The organism is Thiomicrorhabdus sediminis, assembly GCF_005885815.1.
GTDB lineage: Bacteria > Pseudomonadota > Gammaproteobacteria > Thiomicrospirales > Thiomicrospiraceae > Thiomicrorhabdus > Thiomicrorhabdus sediminis.
On the sequence record NZ_CP040602.1, the window covers coordinates 562665 to 584229 of the forward strand.

Here is a 21565-nt window from a genome sequence, read left to right on the forward strand (position 1 = left end):
CTTAGGGCGTGGTCTTGAATTCATCCAGCCAGGTTTTGAATTCAGCACCCAGCTCAGGATGCTGAAGAGCAAATTCTACGGTCGCTTTAAGGTAGCCGAGTTTGTCGCCGCAGTCATAGCTTTTGCTTTCTAGGCAGTAGGCATCGACATTGGAGATTTCCATTAATTGGGCAATGGCATCAGTCAGCTGAATCTCATTGCCGGCCCCTTTCGGCGTGACTTTAAGTAGGTTAAGGATTTGATTGTCGAGTACATAGCGACCGGTGACCGAAAGGTTGGAGGGCGCTTCTTCAATTGATGGTTTTTCGACAATAGCCGACATTTCACAGGAGTTTCCAGGTTCTAGATCGGTCCCCATGCAATCGGCGATACCATATTTGTAAACTTCCGATTTTGGCACAGGCTCCACCATAATTTGGCTGTGACCGGTTTTTTGATAGGCCTTGACCATGTTTTTCAGGTCATTGGTGCGATCACTCAAAATGACATCGGGTAATAACACAGCAAAAGGATCGTTACCGATAATGGGTGCCGCGCAAAGCACGGCATGGCCAAGCCCTAAAGCCTGTGGTTGACGAACCGAGATGATATTGGCTTCGGCAGGGAGGATATTGGCCACTTTCGCCAACAGGTCCTTTTTGTTTTTGAAGGCGAGTGTTTTTTCCAATTCAAAATTATGGTCAAAGTGATTTTCAATCGCACCTTTGGAGGAGTGGGTGACAAGAATGATGTCGGTAAAGCCCGCATTGACCGCTTCACGAACCACATATTGGATTAAAGGTTCATCGACCAGAGTGATCATCTCTTTGGGAATCGCTTTGGTGGCGGGTAAAAAACGCGTTCCCAGTCCGGCAACGGGAATCACCACTTTCTTTACGTTGGCTGACATCTTTGTGCTCCTTAAAATTTGTATTTATGGCAGATAATGACTGCGGCATTAGTATTGGTCAAGCTTTTCCTTGAAAAGTTCAGTTAAGTCTTTGTTGTCACTGTTTATGGCTTCGTTTTATTCTGCTTTTTAGGTTAATCTGTATCCAAAAGAGGCTCTTATGCATACGGGGTTTATGTCTTTGAATACAGAATGCTTTAAACCGGTTTATATTAAACGGGTGCAATTAAGCTTTAGTTATTAGCTAACAGCAATGCTTAGACCAATTAAGGGTTTTTTGTATTTAAGTGATTGAAAAACAATAGGTTAATAAGGTTGTTGATTGTTATTTTTGTCTGTGGGTTTTTAAAGTCCCAGCCTAAAAAAATATCTTATTGAACCAATATATTTGTGATTGTTTGAGTTTGGTGCAGTTGGGTGTGATTATTCGGCTTGTTATGGAAAAGCGCAATAAAGATAAAGCCTGCTAATTTTAAATATAAAAATCTGTTCAGTTTCAGAGTGTTATTTGTTGGAAAGGGATGGTTAAGGTCTTTAAAGTGTGTTAATTTCCAAAGAGTAGCGATATAAAGAGGACTTGTAATGATAGGTTGGTCTTTCTTAAAAAACTCTAAATTCTGGGTGTCTTTTTCGATTAACCTCTTTATTAGCTTGCTGATTGTCAGTGTCCTTCTTTTTATTTTGCAAATCTACAATAGTAATCAAGCCAATCAATCCGCACAGTTTAAAAATCATTTAATCGCTGAAAAAACCGTTCAAGAAATTGCTAGCAGCATGGATGCATTTTCCTATGATGTGCTTTTTTTGGCATCTTTGGCCGAAAATCATTTTATGCCGATTGAACAAAAGTTCGACCTTCCTTTTATTACCGATATTATGGCCAATTATCTGGTTTCCAGTCCTTTGGTCGACCAGGTGCGATTATTGTCATCTAATGGCATGGAATTAATACGAATCAATGAAAGCAAAGGTCAGGCTGAAATCGTGGCTCAGACAAGGCTGCAAGATAAAGCCAATCGTTATTATTTTACCGACGTCAAAGGTTTAACCAGTGGCAGTATTTCGGTTTCATATTTGGACTTAAATGTTGAAAACGGTCAGGTTGAGGTTCCTGTCAAGCCGATGATTCGATTGGCATCACCATTGCATGACTCTAGTGGTAACTTCATTGGTGCGGTGATTATTAATTTTAAGGCGAAAACGATGATCAGCCGTTTGGCTGCTTTTGGTGATGAGACTCATGATGTTTGGTTGGTTGATGATAAAGGGGATTGGTTGCTCGCACCTAAGGATCAGATGCCATGGGCCGGTCAGCTTGAACTGGGCGGTAATAATTTAAAAACCTATTTGCCCAAGCTTTATGCATTGTTATCTGACACCAGGATGGGTTCAAAACAGGCCAAGCAGCCAACTGGTTTTTACCGTTTGCAGAAGATTGCCATCAAACCCAATGCAATGATTGATCAACCGGTTATTTCTCGAGCGGACAATATCTTTTTAATTGTTCATACCCGTTTAAAATACGCTGGGTTGGCTGCGGTAGCGCATCGCGTCTTTTCTAACCCTTACAGTTTTGTGGTCTATTTTATTGGTCTATGGGCTGCCTTTATCTATAGCTACCAGAGCTTTCGTCGGCAAAGACTGAAAAGACGTAACCGTTTTCAAAAAAATATCATCACCGCGTTTTTTGACTCGGCGCCTGAGGCGATGTTGGTATTCAATGCTCAGGGGCAGGTTGTTTACGAAAATTTTAAGTTGACTGAATTGCTCTCAGAGCTTTCCGGTTCGTCAGAAAGTGGCTTGCAGCTTGAATCCGCCCAGTTACGGAAGGCGCTTTGGCATGATTATAGAAGTAATGCTTTGCCCAAAGAGTTTATTGAGGTTGTTTGTAAGGATAAGCGGCGCTATTTCAGACGCAAGGCGTCTTGGATTGGTGAAGATGATGAGGAGTTGTTAATTGGTGTTGTGGTTTCCGAGTTAACCGATATGAAGCAGGGTGGCATAGATATTCATCCATAACATGGATCTCGGCTTGGGTAAGCCTTTATATTGGAACAGGCTAAACGCCAGTTATGGGAGGCTCTCTATTTCCATCGAACTAGATTCGCGATTTCAATGATTATGGATCAGGTCTTTATTATCATCTCTGGCGTATTCGGCCTGTAAGGTGCAATGGCTGATGCCGCAATGTGTTTTTAAGTGCTTTTCCAGCGTTTCGAGCTGTCGAGTTACTTCACTTAACGGCAGGTCTTCACTGAAGTCGATATGAGCTTGCAGATAAATACTCGAGTCATCAAGCTGCCATAGGTGCAAATGATGCATATTCTCTATATTGTCGAACTGCTCAATTTGAGCCGCAATGCTTTCGCTTGACAGATGTGTCGGGCTAAAGAGCATCAATTTTTCAATCGTCGACTTAAGTAATGACCAAGAAGCTTTGATCAAATAAATCGATATCAGCATGGAGATTAAGGCATCCAGCCAATAAACCTGCCACCATAGCATGGCAAGTCCGCCGACCAACACGGCAAATGAGGTCATGATATCTGTCGCCAAGTGCAAATAGGCGGCTTTGATATTGCTGTTATGTTCGGAATCTTTAAATAACAGGCGGACGCTGATCCAGTTCAAGACGATACTTAAAGCGGCCAGACCTATTACCCAGTCACTGGCGATAGGTTCGGGATTGATTAATTTGTCGATGCCTTCAATAAATATCATCACTGCAATGGCCACTAATAAGGCGCCATTAAATAAAGCCGCCATCAGTTCAGCGCGTTTAAAGCCGAAGGTTCTTTTGCTGGTAGCGGGGCGTTTGGCAAGGCGGTTGGCCACATAGGCCAGTGCCAGAACAGCGACGTCACTGAGATTGTGCAAGGCGTCAGACAGAAGGGCTAAGCTGCCGGAAATAATGCCGCCGATAATCTGTGAAATAGCAATGAATAGGTTGATAAGAATTGTCAGAGCCAGACGGCTACCGGTCAATTGATGCTCATGATGGCTATGATGATGGTGCGTTTGCTGATGATGACTCATTAACGATTCCCAATAAACAGAGTAGCGTGCTTAAGGTTAAGCCAGTAACACGCCTTTTAAATCTATTGTGGGCTAAAAATGTACATCTTTACAAGTAACTTGTTGATGTAGTGAATAAACTATTTTCAATGACAAAAAAGTCGCAATTTTTTTGTAAAAAACGCTTGCACCGTTAAAATTATTCCCTATAATACGCACCCATAGAGAGCAACACGCCCTTTATGACTATTCCCCAATAGTTCAGTTGGTAGAACACCGGACTGTTAATCCGTATGTCCCTGGTTCGAGTCCAGGTTGGGGAGCCACATTCTAAAGCCTGATTTTTCAACCACTTACGTGAGTTTGAAGTCAGGCTTTTTTATTTTCTAAAGTCGCTTAAAGTAGTGACTGTAGATAATTTTGTAGTTAGGGCGCTCTGGGAGCGGTCTACATACTGTTTTAGGTGGTCATGCGAGAAGTGAGCGTAACGCTTCACCATCTTGTAGTCTGACCATCCGCCAAGTTCCTGAAGTATCTCTATCGGTGTTCCGCGTTGCACGTGCCAAGTTGCCCAAGTGTGCCGTAAATCGTGGAAGCGAAAATTATCCAATCCTGCGGCTTTTACAGCATTTTTAAAGGCATAGGTGTTTGCTCTACGGATACCTTTACCTTGATAGGTAAAAACGCGTTCTCGATGCTTTCCTATTTGACGTCGGATAATGCTGACGGCCATTTCAGAAAGTGGGACAACAAACGCCTTTTCACTTTTCAGAATGTCATCGCCTTCAATGAAAATAACTTTTTGAGATAAATCCACCTGATCCCAACGGAGCAGGGTGATATTGGATTCTCTCAATCCTGTTTCCAATGCAAAGGCGACCATGTCTGCCAAGTGAGAGGGTAGCAAGCGTAGTAGCTTGTTGGCTTCGGTTTCTGTTATCCAGCGAACACGCTTTTTAGGTTCCTTCAAGAGTTTGATATAAGGGGGCGAGCATTTCACCTCCCATTCTTTGTGTGCTTTGTTGAGTACGGCTCTCAGTTTTTGCAGATAGCGATTGACGGTTGCATTGGCGACACCATCCTTGAGTTTGTCTTGGATGATTTCATCAACGTGCATGCGTCTAATCTCGTCCACATACTTATCCCGAAAATACTTGTCAAAATATCGAAACATTCTGACTTCACTATCTCGGTCTTTGTTCTGTGTTTCCCGCATAAAGCGCACAACGGCTTCCTGCCATAGCATACGTGGCTTTTCACCTAAGAATTGAACGCGCCATAAGTCGGCTTTTAACAAGTCCATATATTCCTGTGCCTGTCTGCGGTTATCTGTTTTAGTTGAGCGCTGTACGACTGTGCCATCGGGTGAGATGAATCGAGTCCACCACACATTATTGCGAAGGTATAGTGACATAAATGAATCCTCATTAGTGTCAACAACTTACACACACTTCACTCAGGTATTAAGGATAGGTTTTTATGAGGGTATTGGCAAGAAATAGTGTAGAGAAGCATTAACAGTCTTTTGCCCTTTTTATGGGGTTATTTCAGGTTGTTTTATATCTCGAATGTATTTTGCAGGTGCTGTGTTACTAAGTGACGCACCCAAAAGATTGCACTTTCGCGAGGTGCGTTTGAGCTTGCCGCTCCCGCGGCAATGCTTCAAACCCACACGCTCATGCGCTTATTTTATTGGCAATGTTGTTAATTTAGTATCATAGTGATAATGACGTATATTTTTTGATTTAAGGGTAGATGAATGAGAAATGTAGGTGAGTTAGGCGAGAACTTGTTTAGAGCGTGGTGTTCTCAGTCAGGTTTAAGTCCTACGCGGCCGGATGTGGATAAGTATGGTTGGGATTTTATTGTTGAGTTTCCATTTCTATCTCCCTCATTTGAGATTGATGAGTCTGCCCCAGAATGTCGTGTGCAGATAAAATCAACAGATAGCCAAAAAAGGAGCTTGCCAGTCAAATTGTCGGTCTTGAAAAGAATGGCTACTCAGCTTATGCCATCCTTTTTTGTGTTTATTGAATTTGATAAAAGAAATGATGCTCAGCGAGTCTTTGTTGTGCATCTTGGTAAAGAGCAAATTTATGATACGTTGAAAAGAATTCATCTGCTTCAAGCAGAAGATCCTGATGTTAATCTGTCAAAAAAAACAAAAGTCATACATTATGACGAATCCCATCTGCTTGAGTATATAGATGGACAATGTTTAAAGGATGCGTTTCTTAGGGAAATTGGTGGTGATTATGGCAAATATGTTTCTGAGAAAAGTGCGTATCTTAAGGAGGTAGGTTTTGAAGAGGGTGGGGAGCAATTTAGTTTTTCGTTGCCCGCGGCACAGAGCTATTCTCTTTTTGAAATGTCGCTAGGCGTTACTAATAAAATTGAAGTGAAAAATGTAAAGCATTTTAAAACAAGGTTTGGAATAAAAACTGCCGTGCCAGAATTATGTTCAGATTTTGCTCACATCGAAATATTGGAAGTTAAACCTACTGGTGTAGGAGTGGTTAAATTTCGTGAAAAGAATTCGCTGACTCCGTTGGTGTTTAAAGCTGAGCTTTATACATCGGCGTTAATTGATACAGTATCGGATGATAAAAAAAAGGCTCGTATTGTGTGTGCTCTTTTTGAACTGGAGATATTTATATTCACTGGTTCGATGCAGTTTCATCCTAAGTTTCATGATTCACAAAGATTTCCCTTGGTAGAGTTCATAAAACTTTTTAAGTTGATGAAAATATTCAATGGCAATCAGGATTTTACAACGGAGTTGAGCTTTAAAAATGTTTTGGATATTAAGGGGGAGTCTTTTCTCGATAAGGTTTTTGATGAGCGGCTTGATGGGCTTGAAGCTTCTTTTTATTTAAAACGGATTCAGGATAAAGTTGAATCTGCTGACGAAGTGCAAATATCTTTTGCTGAATTGATTGCTATTGCAGGTCTAATTAAACAGATTCATGCACTAGTGTATAAAAAAGGTGCTGATTTACAGGTAAAGTTTCATATTGTGGGAGAGCTGGATAAAGATAAGAAGCATGTGATTTTCAAGTTGTTCAAATTTTCCATTGGAGATTGTTACTACGGAATGATGTTGGCTTTATTTGGTGAGATTAAAGAGATTTCTGATGAAAATAATGTGTCCAAAGTTGGAAATAAGCTATTGATGGATGTGAGTCGTTACAATGTAATTAATCAAGTCTTTTTAAGACAGGATGATTTTTCTAATGATGAAGAGTGGGCTTTGATTTTAAAAAAACAGGTTGAACATTACGATGATAAGTTTAATGTAATTCATCCACCATATGATGATTTATGGTCTTAATGCCGAGTAGGGATGAGTTGATTAAGTTTGAGTGGAGTGTTGTAATTTGCTGATAAGTAAGTAAAATTGCGACTGTTAATCCGTATGTCCCTGGTTCGAGTCCAGGTTGGGGAGCCAAATTCTTAAAAAGCCCTAGTCGAAAGACTGGGGCTTTTTTTTGCTTGAATTTTTAAGCTGATAGGGGAAGTTCGAACCAGAATGTTGATCCTTCTCCTTGGCGGCTTTGAAAGCCTACCTTTCCCCCCATTAATTCAACTAATTCTTTTGTCGTCGATAGTCCCAGCCCTGTTCCCTCAATGGAGCTTGTTTCGAAGTGCAGGCGATTAAAAGGAGTGAATACTTGGCTTTGCAGTTCTTTAGGAATGCCAAATCCAGTGTCGGTGATTGAAAACTGTATGGTCTTTTTATTAACCAGTTTGTAGTTCAGGGTCACTGTGCCGTTAGGTCTGTTGTATTTAATGGCGTTGGAGATGAAGTTAATAATTATCTGTTTAAAACGGGTTTTATCCGTGGTCATGTTTGCAACAGGGAGTTTTTTAAGATTGTCGATAATTGTGATATTTTTTTGAGAAGCGGCATTTTTTTGTATTGATAGACAAGTCTTTAATGCTGCTTCAATATTAATTTTTTCGGGCATTATGCAGATTTGTGGGTTTTCAGTTCGACAAAAATCAAGGGTTTTATCGATTAGGTTTTTCAAATGTCTTCCGCTTGTATCGATATCATCTAAATATTGTATTTGTTCTTTTGCGGAGCTGTTTTCCAGTTCGATCTTCAGTAGTTGGTTAAAACCGAGTATGGAGTTCAGCGGTGACTTTAAGTCATGAGCCATTGAGGAGATGAATTTGGATTTACTTGAATCTGAAAGCTTATAGCATTTTTTATCGAGATTGATTTTTTTGATTTGGTCGTTTTGTATTTGATTAAGTTTGATTGAACCCTTCGTTACTGATGCGATAAGGCCTAAAAGTGCTAATAATGTCAGGTTGTTGATAATCAGGGCTGAGTATATTTCAGAGCTGCTAGCGGAACGCATGTTGTTTGCCAGTTCGGCGATGGTGGTTGTTTGACAAAAAAAGATGACAACAGCGATGGTCAATATGAAAAGGCTGCTTACCGAATGTTTTAGAATCGAATTGACAATGCATCTATCTCTGAGGCAAAGAGGTTGGTCAATATAAGGCAGTTTTCGCCCCTGTTTATTAAGAGTAAGAATTACGCTAGCGGTTATGGAGATGAACGCTAAACCATAGTTAATGATTAGCTCATTGTTGTTCATTGCACTGGAGTAGTAAGTATATCCTGTGCAGAGTAAAGCAATGGTTGTAAGGTATAAAAAAACGGTTTTATGTGTGTTTAAAAACCAATATCCGATAAGAAAGGCTCCGGTGTTTACGATTGCTAGAGAGCCATTTAATTGGAATGAAATGTCCAGAATAAAGATTGTCGATACCAAAGCCAAGGTTACCAAAAAAAGGTAGTCTGATGCCTGTGTATTGAATGCGCTCTTAAGTGTCATTATTCATTACCGAAAATATGTGTATAAGATATCCTACTAATTTCCTTATTAATTACAAGGTTTATTTCGCAGGGCTGTGATTAAGTTAAATCATTTCAAAGCGAGTCTAAAATAACCTAAGGGTGTCCAAAATATGGTGGTTGCCATAATCAAAAATACAGGGTAAGAGCAGCTGTTTTTTAGCCTGTATTCCGCTTCATCTTATCCTGTGACTTGGTAAATCTTTGATTTTCTTCGCGGAGACTTAAGCTTTATCGGTGTTCTTTTTATGCAAAACAGGAATTGTTTCGACTTTCTTGTTGTCTCTAATCGGAGTAATATCTATTTAAATCAACCTTTTAATTAAATCTATTCTAGTTTTGGAGGTGGTTATGTCGATGGATCGGAAGTTTGTCATGACTGCATTGCTTTATGCGGTAGTGGGCTTGGCGTTGGGTATTTATATGGCGGCGTCTAAAGATAAAGGTCAGCTGGTTACTCATGCTCATATCATGTTGATCGGTTTTGTGGTGACTCTGAGTTATGCGTTGTTACATAAGTTATGGCTGACAAACTGTTATACCACTTTGGCTAAAGCACAGTTTTATGTGCATCAAATAGGCACAATTGTATTGTTAATTGGTTTGTTTCTATTTTTTGGTCAGATAGTACCATTGGAACAGGTTGATCCGATATTAGCGATAGCATCGATAACGGTATTTATCGGTATGGTCTTGATGTTGATTTTATTTATCAAGTCGAGCTAATCGGCACTAAATGGCGGTTTAAGTTGGTTGCTGACTATTGCAAATTATTAGGCTTTGCAAATAAAGTTCTTTTTTATGACTCGTTATCGGGTCTAGATGGTTTTTTAACGCAATAGGTTTGCAGGGGAGTACTGGTCTGTTAATGGGCGAACAGAGGTATCCCAGTCTTGTTTGGTAGACATTAGCTTGGGGAAGTTGTCTACCTGAATATCATAGCGAGTAAGTGACGCCATCAATTGTTTCGCTGTTTCTTCCAGCTCTTGTTTAGAGGGTAGGGAGTTTTTGCTGGCAATGATGATTCGGTTTCCTTCGCCGCCTTCTTCAGGTGGGATTTTGAAGTTATAGAATTTACCGAATTCTTTGTGATATGTTACCGATTCGTAATCATAAAGCTTGCTTGTTTCCCATGTGTTGGCGATTAGGATGCCATCATTACTCATTAGCTGTTTCACTTCTTGTAAGAACTCACGTGTCATCAAGTGTTCAGGAATATACTCGCCGGTAAAGGCGTCTAAAATGATTACGTCGTATTGTTTCTTTTGAAGGATAGAGCGTTTAACAAAAACACGACCGTCTCCTGCAACAGCATTCATGTTTGGCGTTTCTTGAAATTGAAAGTAATCTTTAGCTATCTCGATTACTGCTGGGTCAAGTTCAACTATATCAATTTTGGTATCGGGATAAAGTTCACTCAGTACATTTGGAATTGTCGCTCCTCCTAAACCCAAGATCAGTATTTTTTGAGGAGTTGGGTTGAGAAGAAATCCCCCGATGACCATTTTGCTATATGAGTAGACTAAGCGAGGGTCGTTTGGGTTTAGGGGTTGGCAAGATTGAATACTATCCCCTTTTATAAGGGCGAAAATCAAACAGCGTAGACCGTTACTTTCGGTGACGCTAATGTCTCCATAAAGGGATTTCTTTGTGTAAATAACGTCACTTTGTTGTGAACCATGTGCGAAAGAGCTCAAAAGCAATGAAATTATGCTTGTTATTAAAAGAAATTTAGACATGGAATTAATGCTCCGTCTCGACCTTTGGAATATGTAGATAAAATGCAACTAGTCCGCTGACACACAATATCGTAATAAGGCTAAAGATAATGGTGTCAATTTCAAACCATAAAACAAGATAAAAAGAAGTTAGTAGGGTTCCTAGAGCACTACCAAGTGTTGAAACAAAGTAAAGTTTTCCTGCAACCTGCCCGCTGCTATGAGTATGCGTTACCAGTAAACGAATGGAGTAAGGCGATATCATTCCTAAAATTACAGTTGGGATAAAAAATAGAAATAATGCTGTAGCAAGAGAGCCATAACGTGGATCGGTGATTTGTATAAAAACAAGCTCCATAATGATGTCACCGGCAAAAACTATCGGTAGCAGTGTCAGGGCGCCAAATAAGTAAAGTAGACTGAATTTTCGTAATGATGGCGAGTGAGTTGACCATTGTCCACCAAGTAAGTAGCCTGCTGAAAGAGCGACCATGAAGATAGTAATGATGCTACCCCAGACATAAATACTGCTTCCAAAATATGGAGCTAGAATTCTTCCGCCTAAAAGTTCGACAGACATAATGCAAAAGCCGCTAAGGAAGGTAAGGAAAAAAATAAATCTATTAATGAGGGTTTCTGATTTAAGAGTCATAAAATCTCAGTTAATGTCGCAGCGAAAGTACTTTTGAAGTGAGTCTATCATATTTTAATTGAATTTAATTTGGTTTAGAACCATCGCATTAAATCAATAATTTACGTTAATGTTATTAACGTTTTATGCCTGCTAGGCAAGGGTCTTTTAACAAGAGAGATTAAATCTTGAGTGAGTAGCTATCACCTTGATGCTGTGATGGCTTTGATTAGGAGTGTTTTATAGTTATTTACTTAAAGTAAATGGTACGACCGAGTGGACTCGAACCACCGACCCCCACCATGTCAAGGTGGTGCTCTAACCAACTGAGCTACGGTCGTATAATGGTACCAGAGGCCGGACTCGAACCGGCACGCTATTACTAGCAAGGGATTTTGAATCCCTCATGTCTACCAATTTCATCACTCTGGCACGATTTTAGAATAGCAAGCATCTCTGCTTGATGGCGCGAATTATAGAGTCTAAGCCACATCATGTCAAATAGAAAACCGCGCTTAATCCAGGAAAAGTTTCGACTTTGTCGATGGCCGCTTTCCGTGCGCGAATCATGCTGATAAATATTATTGATTGCAGAGCAAGTGAAAGTTGTTAACCATTTGATTTGTTAAGAAATATTAGCTTGTAATTATATTAGAAATAACTTATAGTTCGCGCTTTGAAGTATTTAGGCAAAGACGCCAATAGCTATGGGTAACTCTTTTAAAGCAACCAAGCGTGAAAAATCTTATGTAGTTAACGTGTTGTTAATTATGTCGGTGGCGGCTGCTTTGTTGGCTGTGGAAATTTTGTATGTGCGCCCTAGCATTAATCAAGCAAGTGGTGTGCTTGAGTGGTTGCTTCCGGTTGTATTGTCTTTGTCATTAATTATTTTCGCTCGCGTTTATCATCATCACGTTTCTTCTCAGCGAGAGCTAACCAAATTATTTAAAGCGGTAATTGATTCTTCCCTTGAGTTTACCTATGTCCGAGATGAGTCAGGCCGCTATAGCTATGTGTCACCGGCTGTAGAGCGTATTACCGGTTATTCACCGGATGAATTCTGTGAAAAGATTGATTTCATGTCGGATATCGTCCATTGGGAAGATGTGCTCAAATGGCAAAATTACCTTAAACAACAAGATGGCAAGTTTGATACCCGTGGTATTGAATTTCGCATTATCAGTAAATCCGGCCAGATTCGTTGGCTGGAACATTTCCGTGGCCCGATCAATAGCGATGATGGCAAGTACCTCGGTATGCGCGCCATTAATATCGATATTACCGAGCGTAAAACGGCAGAAATCGAAACCAGAAAAAAAGGCTTTTATGACGCCTTAACCGGACTGCCGAACCGTAAATATTTGACTCAGTATATTAATCGCAGTATCGAGCGCACCGAATTGAAGAATGCGGAATCCGAATTTGCGGTTATTTTTATCGATCTTAACCGTTTTCAGTTTGTGAATGATGCGCACGGCCATTCAATCGGAGATGCCTTGTTGGAAGCGGTGGCTAAGCGCTTTAAGACAAACTGTTTAGATAAAAACAAAGCGATGATCACCCGTTTTGGCGGTGATGAATTTGTGGTCGTCAGTCGTCGTAATACTTCGGATGAATCGATTAAAACCTGTGTGTCTTATATGAATGAGTTATTAGAGACGCCTTTTGAAATTGAAGGGCTGCATTTGAGCATTGCCGCCAGCGCCGGTGTGGCGGTTTACCCACGTGATGGAGTAAGTGCTGAAACCTTGATTAAAAATGCCGATGCAGCCATGTACAAGGCGAAAAAACAGGGCATCAATATGGCGCTGTTCTCCCACGAGATGACGCAGCATGCCACCGAAATGGTGGACTTGCATAATAAATTGAAGTCGGCCATTAGCCAAGGCATGATTCAACCGCATTATCAGCCATTGATTGATTTAAGCAGTAATGAAATTGTTGGTGTTGAGGTATTGGCTCGTTGGATCACCGAAGACGGTTCCATCGGGCCATCACCGGCAGTGTTTATTCCCTTATCTGAAGATAGTGGTTTGATTTGGGCGTTAAGCGAAACCATGATTGCGCAAGCGGCCAAGGCAATTCAGGGGTGGTTGGAGCAGGGGGTGAAAATCCGTTTTTCGGTTAATGTCTCGGCCAAACAGTTTGCTGAGGATGAATTCTGTGCTCAGATGATGGAGCAGTTTAGACGTTTGTCGGTAACCCCGCAGAGTGTCCAGATTGAGCTGACCGAAAGTGTGCTGATTCAAAATACCGAAAAGAGTCTGGAGAAAATCCAGATGTTGAAATCGGCCGGTTTCAAGATCGCATTGGATGATTTTGGTACCGGATATTCATCATTGCAGTATCTGACACAGTTTCCATTTGATACCTTGAAAGTTGACCGCGCTTTTGTCACCGATATTTTTCATGATGAGCGTAAATTCTCGGTGGCCAAGTCGATTATCAATCTGGCGCATGATTTAAAGCTAACGGTCGTTGCCGAGGGGATTGAAACCGAGGAGCAGCGTCGTGTGCTGGTTGAACTCGGCTGTGATATCGGTCAGGGCTTCTTGTTCAGTGAGCCGATGGCACAAGATCAACTTAGCGAGCAGTTGAAAGTCGTTAACAGCAAAAAAGCTTAATTTCCTGCAAGTTAGTCTCTATAGGTTGAATCAGCTTTATAGGTGCTTTTTATGAAGTTGTTTGTTTAGCTTTTTAGAAGATAACAGCTTGAAAATAAAGGCACAATCAGCGAGAATAGCGCCCCTTTAAAACTGCATGGAAATTGAAGCCCCAATCTCTTTTGAGAGGTTTGGAGGTTTTTAATGAGTTAAAACGCTGTGAAACGCCAAGATTTCTATTTTGACCTGCCCGAGCATCTGATTGCTCAACAACCCGCTGCCCAGCGCCGTGATAGCCGTTTATTGGTCATGGCTCAACAAGGCATTATTGATGCGAATTTTCCCGATTTATTGGATTTTCTAGAGCCGAATGATTTATTGGTATTCAATAACACCCGCGTCATTCCGGCGCGCTTATTCGGCCACAAAGCCAGTGGCGGCAAGGTTGAACTGCTGATCGAACGAGTGATTGACAGCAAAACCATCCTTACCCATATTCGCTCCAGTCGTTCGCCAAAGCCCGGCACGATTTTAAGCATCGAAAACGCCTTTGATGTCGAAGTCATTGGTCGTCAGGATGCGCTGTTTATTGTTAAGGTTGTCGACAATAATTGCTCGGCATTAGAACTAATCGAATCTCATGGTCATATGCCGTTGCCACCATATATCGAACGCCAGCAAGATCAAGAAACCGACAAAGAGCGTTACCAGACGGTCTATGGCGAAAAGCCGGGAGCGGTCGCTGCGCCGACCGCAGGTCTGCATTTTGATGAGCAGATTATGCAGGATATTAAAGCCAAGGGTGTCGATATCGGTTTTGTTACCTTGCATGTCGGTGCCGGAACTTTCAAGCCGGTACAGGTCGATGATATCAGTGAGCATGTCATGCACTCGGAGTACCTCGAAGTCAGTCCAGAGCTGGTTGCCCAAGTCAAGGCTGCGCGCGCTAAAGGCGGAAGGGTGATTGCGGTTGGCACTACCTCGGTACGCTGTCTGGAAAGTGCGGCAAGCTTCAGTGACGATGGTCATGTGGCGCCCTATCAAGGGGAAACGGATATTTTCATTACCCCGGGATACCAGTTTAAAGAAGTGGATGTATTATTGACCAACTTCCATTTGCCGGAATCGACATTGATTATGCTGGTGTCTGCTTTGGCCGGTTATGAGCGCACCATGAGCGCCTACAAGCATGCGGTCGAACAAGAGTATCGTTTCTTTAGTTATGGAGATGCGATGCTGGTCTTCCCTCCAAAATAGCTTTCACGAATTGACTGGTGGGCTGCAAATGCATTTTTCTGCGCTTCCGTCACTCATGTACTTGAATGTGCGTTGCGTGACGGTTCCCGAAAAAATACATTTTCGCCTGACTATTCAATCCGTGCTAGAACTATTTGTTTTTAACGAGTTTAAATTAAGAAAGAATTTATGGAATTTGAATTAGATAATACCGATGGTCGCGCGCGTCGTGGGCGCCTGAAGTTTGCCCGCGGTGTGGTGGAAACTCCCGCGTTTATGCCGGTGGGTACCTATGGCTCGGTAAAAGGCATGACACCGGAAGAGATTAAAGACACCGGTGCGCAGATTATTTTGGGCAATACCTTTCATTTGGCATTACGTCCCGGCACCGATATTATCGAGTTGCATGGCGATTTGCATGACTTCACGCATTGGGATGGCCCGATTCTGACCGATTCCGGCGGTTTTCAGGTATTCAGTCTTGGCAAAATGCGTAAGATCAAAGAAGAAGGCGTTACCTTCCGCAGCCCGGTAAACGGTGAAAAAATCTTTATGGGACCTGAAGAGTCAATGGAAATTCAGCGTAAGCTAGGCTCTGATATTGTCATGATTTTCGATGAGTGCACGCCTTATCCGGCAACGCATAAAGAGGCGCGTGAATCAATGGAGTTGTCGATGCGCTGGGCGAAACGTTCGAAAGATGCGCATGGCGATAATCCATCGGCCTTGTTTGGTATTGTGCAAGGCGGTATGTATGAAGACTTGCGCGTTCAATCTATTGAAGGTTTAAAAGAGATCGAATTTGATGGTTACGCAATCGGTGGTCTGTCTGTCGGTGAACCAAAAGATGAGATGATGGCGACCTTGGATTTCACCGAGCCGCATATGCCAAAAGACAAACCACGTTATTTAATGGGCGTCGGTAAACCGGAAGACTTGGTTGAGGCGGTGCGTCGCGGTATTGATATGTTTGACTGTGTCATGCCTACGCGAAATGCGCGAAACGGCTTCCTATTCAGTCGTCAGGGGGTGGTCAAGCTGCGTAACGCCAAACATAAAACATCGCTTGAGCCGATCGATAAAGAGTGTGGCTGCTATACCTGTCAGAACTATACTTTGAGTTATCTGCATCACCTTGATAAGTGCCGTGAGATTCAGGGCGCGCGTTTGAATACCATTCATAACCTGCATTATTATCAGGATTTGATGCAAGGTTTACGTGATGCGATTAGCGAGAATCGCTTGGAAGCTTTTGTTGAGGAGTTTTACGCAGGAATCGGTCAGCCTGTTCCGCCTTTAGCGGACTAAATTTTCAGCTTGATTAATGACTTGGCTAAGTTTTAAGTCAATTTTCGCATTTAGACGCATTTAGCTTAGATTTTTTGTTTTAGCTGTGCCAAAATACAGCGACACGTTTTTTATCTATTTTCAGGAGTAAATATATGAGCTTTTTTATTAGTGATGCCATGGCAGAAGGTAGTGCAGCGGCACAAGGTAGCGGTTGGGAAGGTTTAATCCCGCTAGTTCTGTTATTTGTGGTGTTCTACTTTTTGTTGATTCGTCCTCAGCAGAAAAAAGTAAAAGAGCATAAGGCACTGGTTGAAGCGCTGAAGAAAGGTGATGAAGTCGTCACTTACGGTGGTCTTGCCGGTGTGATTCGTGAAATCAACGATAACTTCTGTCATGTAGAAATTGCTGACAATGTTGTGGTTAAGGTTGAGCGTCAGAATATTGCGCGTTTGCTACCTAAGGGTACTCTAAAAGGCGAATAATCCGCGCTTTTACTTGAGGGGTAATAGGGCTACCTGTACGGGTGAGTGCCTATTGCCCCTTTTGTGATTTAAGAGATGGGCTTTTCGGCGTTTTATAGTGACGTTTTACACGGATCTAAATCACTGTTTTCAAGCCTGCTCCTCATTCCCAAAACCGGAATAAACTCATGTTTCAAACTCAACAAAAACTCATTGCAAATAATTACCCTGCATGGAAGTACCTGCTATTGGTAGTGATTACCATTGTCGGTCTAACCTATGCCATGCCAAACCTGTTTGGTGACGATCCGGCGGTGCAGATCTCCCCAGCCAAATCGGTAGAATTCAATCAAGGTACCCAGACCGAGGTCGCCTCGCTATTGGATCAAGCAGGCCTTAGTGTCAAATCATCCGTATTTGAAAACGGCCGCTTTCTGATTCGTTTTCACAACACCGAAGACCAGCTAAAAGCCAAGTCAATCCTGAAAGACAGCTTGGGGCGCAAAGCGGTTGTGGCCTTGAACCTGGCACCGGCGACTCCGGCTTGGCTGCAAGGTTTAAGTGCGCAGCCGATGTATTTGGGTCTGGATTTGCGCGGTGGGGTGCATTTCTTGATGGATGTCGATATGGAAGCGGCGATTGATAAAGCCTATCTTCGTTATATCGATGAAGTCAAGGGTACCCTGCGTGATGCGCGTATCCGTTATGTTTCGGTTGATGTCGCCGAGCAAAAACTTGAGGTGCAGTTCAAAGATGTCGCCACCTTAAGCGAAGCCATGCCGGTTCTAAGACAAGCCTATGAAAATCGTTTTATCATGACTATTGATGAGACCACCGCGGCACCGAAAGTCATGTTGTCTCTCTCGCAGGCAACCATCGATGAAACCAAAAAATATGCCTTGCAGCAAAACATCACCACCTTGCGTAACCGCATTAACGAGCTTGGTGTCGCCGAGCCGGTTATTCAACAACAGGGTGATCGACGCATTGTTGTCCAGTTACCGGGCGTTCAAGATACCGCGCGTGCCAAAGAGATCTTGGGTGCGACCGCAACCTTGGAATTCCGTTTGGTGGAAGAGCAAGGTGATCCTTACCGTGCCGAGAAAACCGGTTATGCGCCAAATGGTTCTTTGATTTATAAGTTCCGTGACGGGCGTCCGATTCTGCTTCAGCGCCGCATTATCGTCAGCGGTGAAAATGTTATCAATGCGCAGTCCGGTATAGATCCGCAGCAAGGTTCATCAATGGTGAGCGTGACTTTGGATGGTGCCGGTGGTCGTAAGATGCTGGCAACCACCAAGCAGAATGTCGGTAACCGTATGGCAGTGGTCTATATCGAAAATCGTGTCGATACGATTGAAGAAAACGGCCAGGAAGTGAAAAAACGTGTCACCACCAAGGATGTCATTAATGCGGCGGTTATCCGCGGTCAGTTTGCTAACCGCTTCCAGATTACCGGTCTAGATTCTCCGCAAGAAGCGCAGGATTTGGCATTGCTACTGCGTGCCGGTGCTTTGGCCGCGCCTATGGAGATTGTCGAAGAGCGTACAGTCGGTCCGAGCTTGGGGCAAGACAATATCAACCAAGGGTTTATCTCGGTGGTTGTCGGCTTCATTCTGGTACTGGTTGTCATGGCTTGGCGTTACAAGGTTTTCGGTATGGTTGCCAATGTGGCGCTATTGCTTAATTTGGTGATTATTGTCGCGGTCTTGTCTATGTTACAGGCCACCCTGACATTACCGGGTATTGCCGGGATTGTGCTTACCGTGGGGATGGCGGTCGATGCCAATGTGCTCATCTTCGAGCGTATACGTGAAGAGATGCGCAACAGCTCGATTCAGACTGCGATTTACGCCGGTTATGAAAAGGCCTTTGTGACCATTGCCGATGCCAATATCACCACTTTATTAGCGGCGATTGTTTTGTTCAGCTTCGGAACCGGGCCTATCAAAGGTTTCGCCATCACTTTATCGATTGGTATTATCACCTCGATGTTTACTGCAATTCTGGGTACTCGCGCCGTAATCAATCTGATTTACGGTAATAAGCGTGTCGAGAAACTATCGATTTAAGGGCTGAATAATGAGTAATACAGAACAAGTAACAAATATTAATTTTATGGGGCAGCGTCACATCGCGGTGGCGTTTTCAATTTTTATGATTGTCGCCTCGTTTGCGGGCCTGTGGATGAAGGGGCTTAACTTCGGTATCGATTTTACCGGCGGTACCATTATCGAGCTGTCTTATCCAAAGCCGGTCGATCTTAGAGAGTTGCGTGCCGATCTGACCGATGCGGGGTATGACGAAGCGGTCGCACAGCATTTCGGTTCAGCTGAAGATGTGTTGATCCGTATTGCTCCACGTGAAGGCATGAACTCCGCACAGCTGAGTAATCAGGTCATGGATGCGCTGGATAAAGCCAGTGATGAAGAAATTACCTTGCGTCGTGTCGAGTTCGTCGGACCTCAGGTCGGTGATGAATTGACCGAAGACGGTGCCTTGGCGGTGCTTTATGCGCTGTTCGGTATATTGATCTATGTGGCTTTGCGATTCGAGTGGCGTTTTTCATTGGGGTCGGTAGTCGCTTTGGTGCACGATGTCATTATTACTGTCGGGGTTTTCGCCTGGACGCAGATGCAGTTTGATTTGACGGTGTTGGCGGCCATTCTGGCGGTGATCGGTTATTCATTGAACGATACCATCGTTGTGTTTGACCGTGTCCGTGAGAACTTTAGAACCATGCGTGAAGGGTCGCCAATTGAGGTGACCAATGTCGCGGTTAACCAGATGTTGTCGCGTACCTTGATGACCTCTTTAACCACGCTTTTGGTGTTGTTGGCCTTGTTCTTCCTAGGCGGTGAAATCATCCATGGTTTCGCTACGGCATTGATTGTCGGGGTTGTCGTCGGGACTTTCTCTTCGACCTATGTCGCCAGCGCGACCGCGCTAATGTTGGGTGTTTCAAAAGAAGACTTGATGAAGGCGCCGAAAGAAGAGTCGGATAAAGAAGCGGAAGAGGCCGAGTTGCAGCGTATTTTCCTTGAACAGGAAGCCAAACGTGAGGCGAAGTTGGCAAAATCCGGTAAACCATTGGATGAAGACGAGCTTTAATTAAGGGTCAACGGTTTACGCCCAAGTGGCGGTTTTGATTTCGGGGCGTGTAATTAACGTTAATTAGCGCCCTTTGTTTTTTAAGTTAGAAGAAATTTATGTCGTTAGCATTAGAAACTGCAAAGCGTAGAACCTTTGCGATTATTTCCCACCCGGATGCGGGTAAAACGACAGTAACGGAAAAGTTGCTGTTATATGGTGGTGCCATTCAGATGGCCGGTGCGGTTAAAAGCCGTAAGACCGATCGTGGCGCCACCTCCGATTGGATGAAAATGGAGCAGGAACGTGGTATCTCGGTCGCATCCTCGGTCATGCAGTTCCCTTATAAGGGGGCGGTAATGAACCTGTTGGATACTCCCGGGCATGAAGACTTCTCCGAAGATACCTATCGTGTTTTGACCGCGGTGGACTCGGCACTAATGGTTATCGACGTCGCCAAAGGGGTCGAGGACCGAACCATTAAATTGATGGAAGTCTGTCGTTTGCGTACCACGCCGATTCTGACCTTTATCAACAAGCTTGACCGTGAAGGTAAAGAGCCGATTGATCTATTGGATGAAGTCGAAGACGTACTTAAGATCGGTTGTGCGCCGATGACATGGCCGATCGGTATGGGTAAACGCTTTAAAGGGATATATCACCTTTATAACGATACCGTGCGTATCTTTGCCACAGCGGAAGGTCAGCGTGCCAGTGAAGGTGAGCTGATTGAAGGTTTGGATAATCCACGATTGGATGAGATTCTGGGCGATCAGGCCGAGGAGCTGCGTGAAGAAGTCGAGCTGGTGCGTGGTGCCAGTAATGAATTCGATTTGGAGCTGTTTTTGGCGGGTGAATTAACCCCGGTGTTTTTCGGTTCGGCGGTCAATAACTTCGGTTTGCAGGAGTTGCTCGACGGTTTCGAGAAGTATGCTCCGGCACCAAAAGGTCGTGAAACGGAAACCCGTGAAGTGAAAGCCGATGAAGACAAGATGACCGGTTTTGTTTTCAAGATTCAAGCGAATATGGACCCGGCTCACCGTGACCGTGTGGCCTTTATGCGTATCGTTTCCGGTAAATATGAAGCCGGCATGAAACTTAAACATGTGCGTATCGGTAAGGACGTCAAAATCGCCAAGGCGATTACTTTTCTTGCCAATAAGCGTGATCAGGCGGAAGTGGCTTATCCGGGTGATAATATCGGTTTGCATAACCACGGTACCATTAAAATCGGTGATACCTTTACCCAGGGGGAAGAGCTCAAGTTCACCGGGATTCCTAACTTCGCGCCGGAATTGTTCCGTCGTGCGCAGTTAAAAGACCCGATGAAGATGAAAGCACTGCAAAAAGGGCTGACCCAGTTATCCGAAGAGGGGGCGACTCAGTTGTTCCGTCCGGTCAATAATAACGACCTGATTCTCGGCGCGGTAGGTGTGTTGCAGTTTGAAGTGGTAGCGCAACGTTTGAAAGATGAGTACAACGTGACCTGCTTGTTCGAGCCGGTCAATGTCAGTACCGCGCGTTGGGTGATAGGACCACAGGCGGAAATCGACAAATTCACCAAGAAAGTCACTGAAAACGTGGCTTATGACGCGGCCGATCAGTTGGTCTATATTGCGCCGACCCGTGTCAATCTGACCTTGACTGAAGAGCGCTGGCCTGAATTGCAGTTTGTTGCGACCCGTGAGCACTAACTGAGATTTGTAAGCCTTAAGCCTGCTAATAAAAAAGCCGGAACGATTTTTAGTCGCTCCGGCTTTTT

General features: G+C 43.4%; 16 protein-coding genes and 3 tRNA genes. 11 read left to right on the forward strand and 8 right to left on the reverse strand.

Annotated elements, in window-relative coordinates; translation table 11 throughout:
• Position 1 precedes the first annotated feature (1 nt).
• The gene (galU, locus tag FE785_RS02515) at positions 2–889 is read right to left on the reverse strand and encodes a UTP--glucose-1-phosphate uridylyltransferase GalU (RefSeq protein ID WP_138564095.1); all 888 of its coding nucleotides are present in this window, start codon (positions 887–889) and stop codon (positions 2–4) included.
• Between the two features lie 774 nt (positions 890–1663).
• On the opposite strand from galU, the gene FE785_RS02520 reads away from it, so the two are divergent.
• A complete protein-coding gene (locus tag FE785_RS02520) occupies positions 1664–2908 on the forward strand; it encodes a cache domain-containing protein (protein ID WP_238696315.1) in 1245 nt (414 codons plus the stop codon).
• A gap of 93 nt (positions 2909–3001) precedes the next feature.
• Here FE785_RS02520 and FE785_RS02525 read toward each other — a convergent pair whose 3' ends face one another.
• A complete protein-coding gene (locus tag FE785_RS02525) occupies positions 3002–3925 on the reverse strand; it encodes a cation diffusion facilitator family transporter (protein WP_138564099.1) in 924 nt (307 codons plus the stop codon).
• Positions 3926–4154: 229 nt separating this feature from the next.
• On the opposite strand from FE785_RS02525, the gene FE785_RS02530 reads away from it, so the two are divergent.
• Positions 4155–4230: transfer RNA gene (locus tag FE785_RS02530), tRNA-Asn, on the forward strand.
• Between the two features lie 53 nt (positions 4231–4283).
• Here the strand turns inward: FE785_RS02530 and FE785_RS02535 are convergent.
• Entirely contained in the window at positions 4284–5318 is a 1035-nt protein-coding gene (locus FE785_RS02535; RefSeq protein WP_138564101.1) for a tyrosine-type recombinase/integrase, read from the reverse strand.
• A gap of 345 nt (positions 5319–5663) precedes the next feature.
• Between FE785_RS02535 and FE785_RS02540 the strand changes: the two genes are divergently transcribed.
• Entirely contained in the window at positions 5664–7235 is a 1572-nt protein-coding gene (locus FE785_RS02540) for a hypothetical protein (protein ID WP_138564103.1), read from the forward strand.
• Positions 7236–7404: 169 nt separating this feature from the next.
• Here the strand turns inward: FE785_RS02540 and FE785_RS02545 are convergent, their stop codons facing one another.
• Positions 7405–8754: a sensor histidine kinase gene (locus tag FE785_RS02545; protein ID WP_138564105.1), complete on the reverse strand. Its 1350-nt coding sequence runs from the start codon at positions 8752–8754 to the stop codon at positions 7405–7407.
• Positions 8755–9125: 371 nt separating this feature from the next.
• Here FE785_RS02545 and FE785_RS02550 point away from each other — a divergent pair, with 371 nt between their 5' ends.
• On the forward strand, positions 9126–9500 hold the full coding sequence (locus FE785_RS02550; RefSeq protein WP_202978317.1) for a hypothetical protein: 375 nt from the start codon (positions 9126–9128) through the stop codon (positions 9498–9500).
• A 104-nt stretch (positions 9501–9604) separates the two neighbouring features.
• Here FE785_RS02550 and FE785_RS02555 read toward each other — a convergent pair whose 3' ends face one another.
• The 4 genes from FE785_RS02555 to FE785_RS02570 all read right to left on the reverse strand — a co-directional run bounded on the left by FE785_RS02555 (position 9605) and on the right by FE785_RS02570 (position 11555).
• Entirely contained in the window at positions 9605–10513 is a 909-nt protein-coding gene (locus FE785_RS02555) for a spermidine synthase (RefSeq protein ID WP_138564107.1), read from the reverse strand.
• A 4-nt stretch (positions 10514–10517) separates the two neighbouring features.
• On the reverse strand, positions 10518–11072 hold the full coding sequence (locus FE785_RS02560) for a fused MFS/spermidine synthase (RefSeq protein WP_202978318.1): 555 nt from the start codon (positions 11070–11072) through the stop codon (positions 10518–10520).
• Positions 11073–11387: 315 nt separating this feature from the next.
• Positions 11388–11464, reverse strand: a tRNA-Val gene (locus FE785_RS02565).
• Between the two features lie 4 nt (positions 11465–11468).
• Positions 11469–11555 (reverse strand) — tRNA-Leu (locus FE785_RS02570).
• Between the two features lie 275 nt (positions 11556–11830).
• Here FE785_RS02570 and FE785_RS02575 point away from each other — a divergent pair.
• The 7 genes from FE785_RS02575 to FE785_RS02605 all read left to right on the forward strand — a co-directional run bounded on the left by FE785_RS02575 (position 11831) and on the right by FE785_RS02605 (position 21497).
• A complete protein-coding gene (locus tag FE785_RS02575) occupies positions 11831–13747 on the forward strand; it encodes a putative bifunctional diguanylate cyclase/phosphodiesterase (protein ID WP_138564111.1) in 1917 nt (638 codons plus the stop codon).
• Between the two features lie 198 nt (positions 13748–13945).
• Positions 13946–14983, forward strand: a complete 1038-nt coding sequence (gene queA, locus FE785_RS02580) for a tRNA preQ1(34) S-adenosylmethionine ribosyltransferase-isomerase QueA (RefSeq protein WP_138564113.1) — start codon at positions 13946–13948, stop codon at positions 14981–14983.
• Between the two features lie 168 nt (positions 14984–15151).
• Positions 15152–16270 carry a tRNA guanosine(34) transglycosylase Tgt gene (gene tgt / locus FE785_RS02585; protein ID WP_138564115.1) on the forward strand — a complete coding sequence of 373 codons (1119 nt, stop codon included), beginning with the start codon at positions 15152–15154 and terminating at the stop codon, positions 16268–16270.
• Positions 16271–16404: 134 nt separating this feature from the next.
• Positions 16405–16734 (forward strand): preprotein translocase subunit YajC, encoded by a 330-nt coding sequence (gene yajC / locus FE785_RS02590; protein WP_138564117.1) that lies wholly within the window; start codon positions 16405–16407, stop codon positions 16732–16734.
• Between the two features lie 167 nt (positions 16735–16901).
• Positions 16902–18785 (forward strand): protein translocase subunit SecD, encoded by a 1884-nt coding sequence (gene secD, locus FE785_RS02595; RefSeq protein WP_138564119.1) that lies wholly within the window; start codon positions 16902–16904, stop codon positions 18783–18785.
• Between the two features lie 10 nt (positions 18786–18795).
• On the forward strand, positions 18796–19824 hold the full coding sequence (gene secF / locus FE785_RS02600) for a protein translocase subunit SecF (RefSeq protein ID WP_138564121.1): 1029 nt from the start codon (positions 18796–18798) through the stop codon (positions 19822–19824).
• Positions 19825–19922: 98 nt separating this feature from the next.
• Positions 19923–21497: a peptide chain release factor 3 gene (locus FE785_RS02605; protein ID WP_138564123.1), complete on the forward strand. Its 1575-nt coding sequence runs from the start codon at positions 19923–19925 to the stop codon at positions 21495–21497.
• The last annotated feature ends 68 nt before the right edge of the window (positions 21498–21565 follow it).

Bases quoted from the DNA above. Each gene is read 5' to 3' on its own strand.
- galU (WP_138564095.1), bottom strand. From the start codon at position 889: ATGTCAGCCAACGTAAAGAAAGTGGTGATTCCCGTTGCCGGACTGGGA.
- FE785_RS02520 (WP_238696315.1), top strand. From the start codon at position 1,664: ATGGATGCATTTTCCTATGATGTGCTTTTTTTGGCATCTTTGGCCGAA.
- FE785_RS02525 (WP_138564099.1), bottom strand. From the start codon at position 3,925: ATGAGTCATCATCAGCAAACGCACCATCATCATAGCCATCATGAGCAT.
- FE785_RS02535 (WP_138564101.1), bottom strand. From the start codon at position 5,318: ATGTCACTATACCTTCGCAATAATGTGTGGTGGACTCGATTCATCTCA.
- FE785_RS02540 (WP_138564103.1), top strand. From the start codon at position 5,664: ATGAGAAATGTAGGTGAGTTAGGCGAGAACTTGTTTAGAGCGTGGTGT.
- FE785_RS02545 (WP_138564105.1), bottom strand. From the start codon at position 8,754: ATGACACTTAAGAGCGCATTCAATACACAGGCATCAGACTACCTTTTT.
- FE785_RS02550 (WP_202978317.1), top strand. From the start codon at position 9,126: ATGTCGATGGATCGGAAGTTTGTCATGACTGCATTGCTTTATGCGGTA.
- FE785_RS02555 (WP_138564107.1), bottom strand. From the start codon at position 10,513: ATGTCTAAATTTCTTTTAATAACAAGCATAATTTCATTGCTTTTGAGC.
- FE785_RS02560 (WP_202978318.1), bottom strand. From the start codon at position 11,072: ATGTCTGTCGAACTTTTAGGCGGAAGAATTCTAGCTCCATATTTTGGA.
- FE785_RS02575 (WP_138564111.1), top strand. From the start codon at position 11,831: ATGGGTAACTCTTTTAAAGCAACCAAGCGTGAAAAATCTTATGTAGTT.
- tgt (WP_138564115.1), top strand. From the start codon at position 15,152: ATGGAATTTGAATTAGATAATACCGATGGTCGCGCGCGTCGTGGGCGC.
- yajC (WP_138564117.1), top strand. From the start codon at position 16,405: ATGAGCTTTTTTATTAGTGATGCCATGGCAGAAGGTAGTGCAGCGGCA.
- secD (WP_138564119.1), top strand. From the start codon at position 16,902: ATGTTTCAAACTCAACAAAAACTCATTGCAAATAATTACCCTGCATGG.
- secF (WP_138564121.1), top strand. From the start codon at position 18,796: ATGAGTAATACAGAACAAGTAACAAATATTAATTTTATGGGGCAGCGT.
- FE785_RS02605 (WP_138564123.1), top strand. From the start codon at position 19,923: ATGTCGTTAGCATTAGAAACTGCAAAGCGTAGAACCTTTGCGATTATT.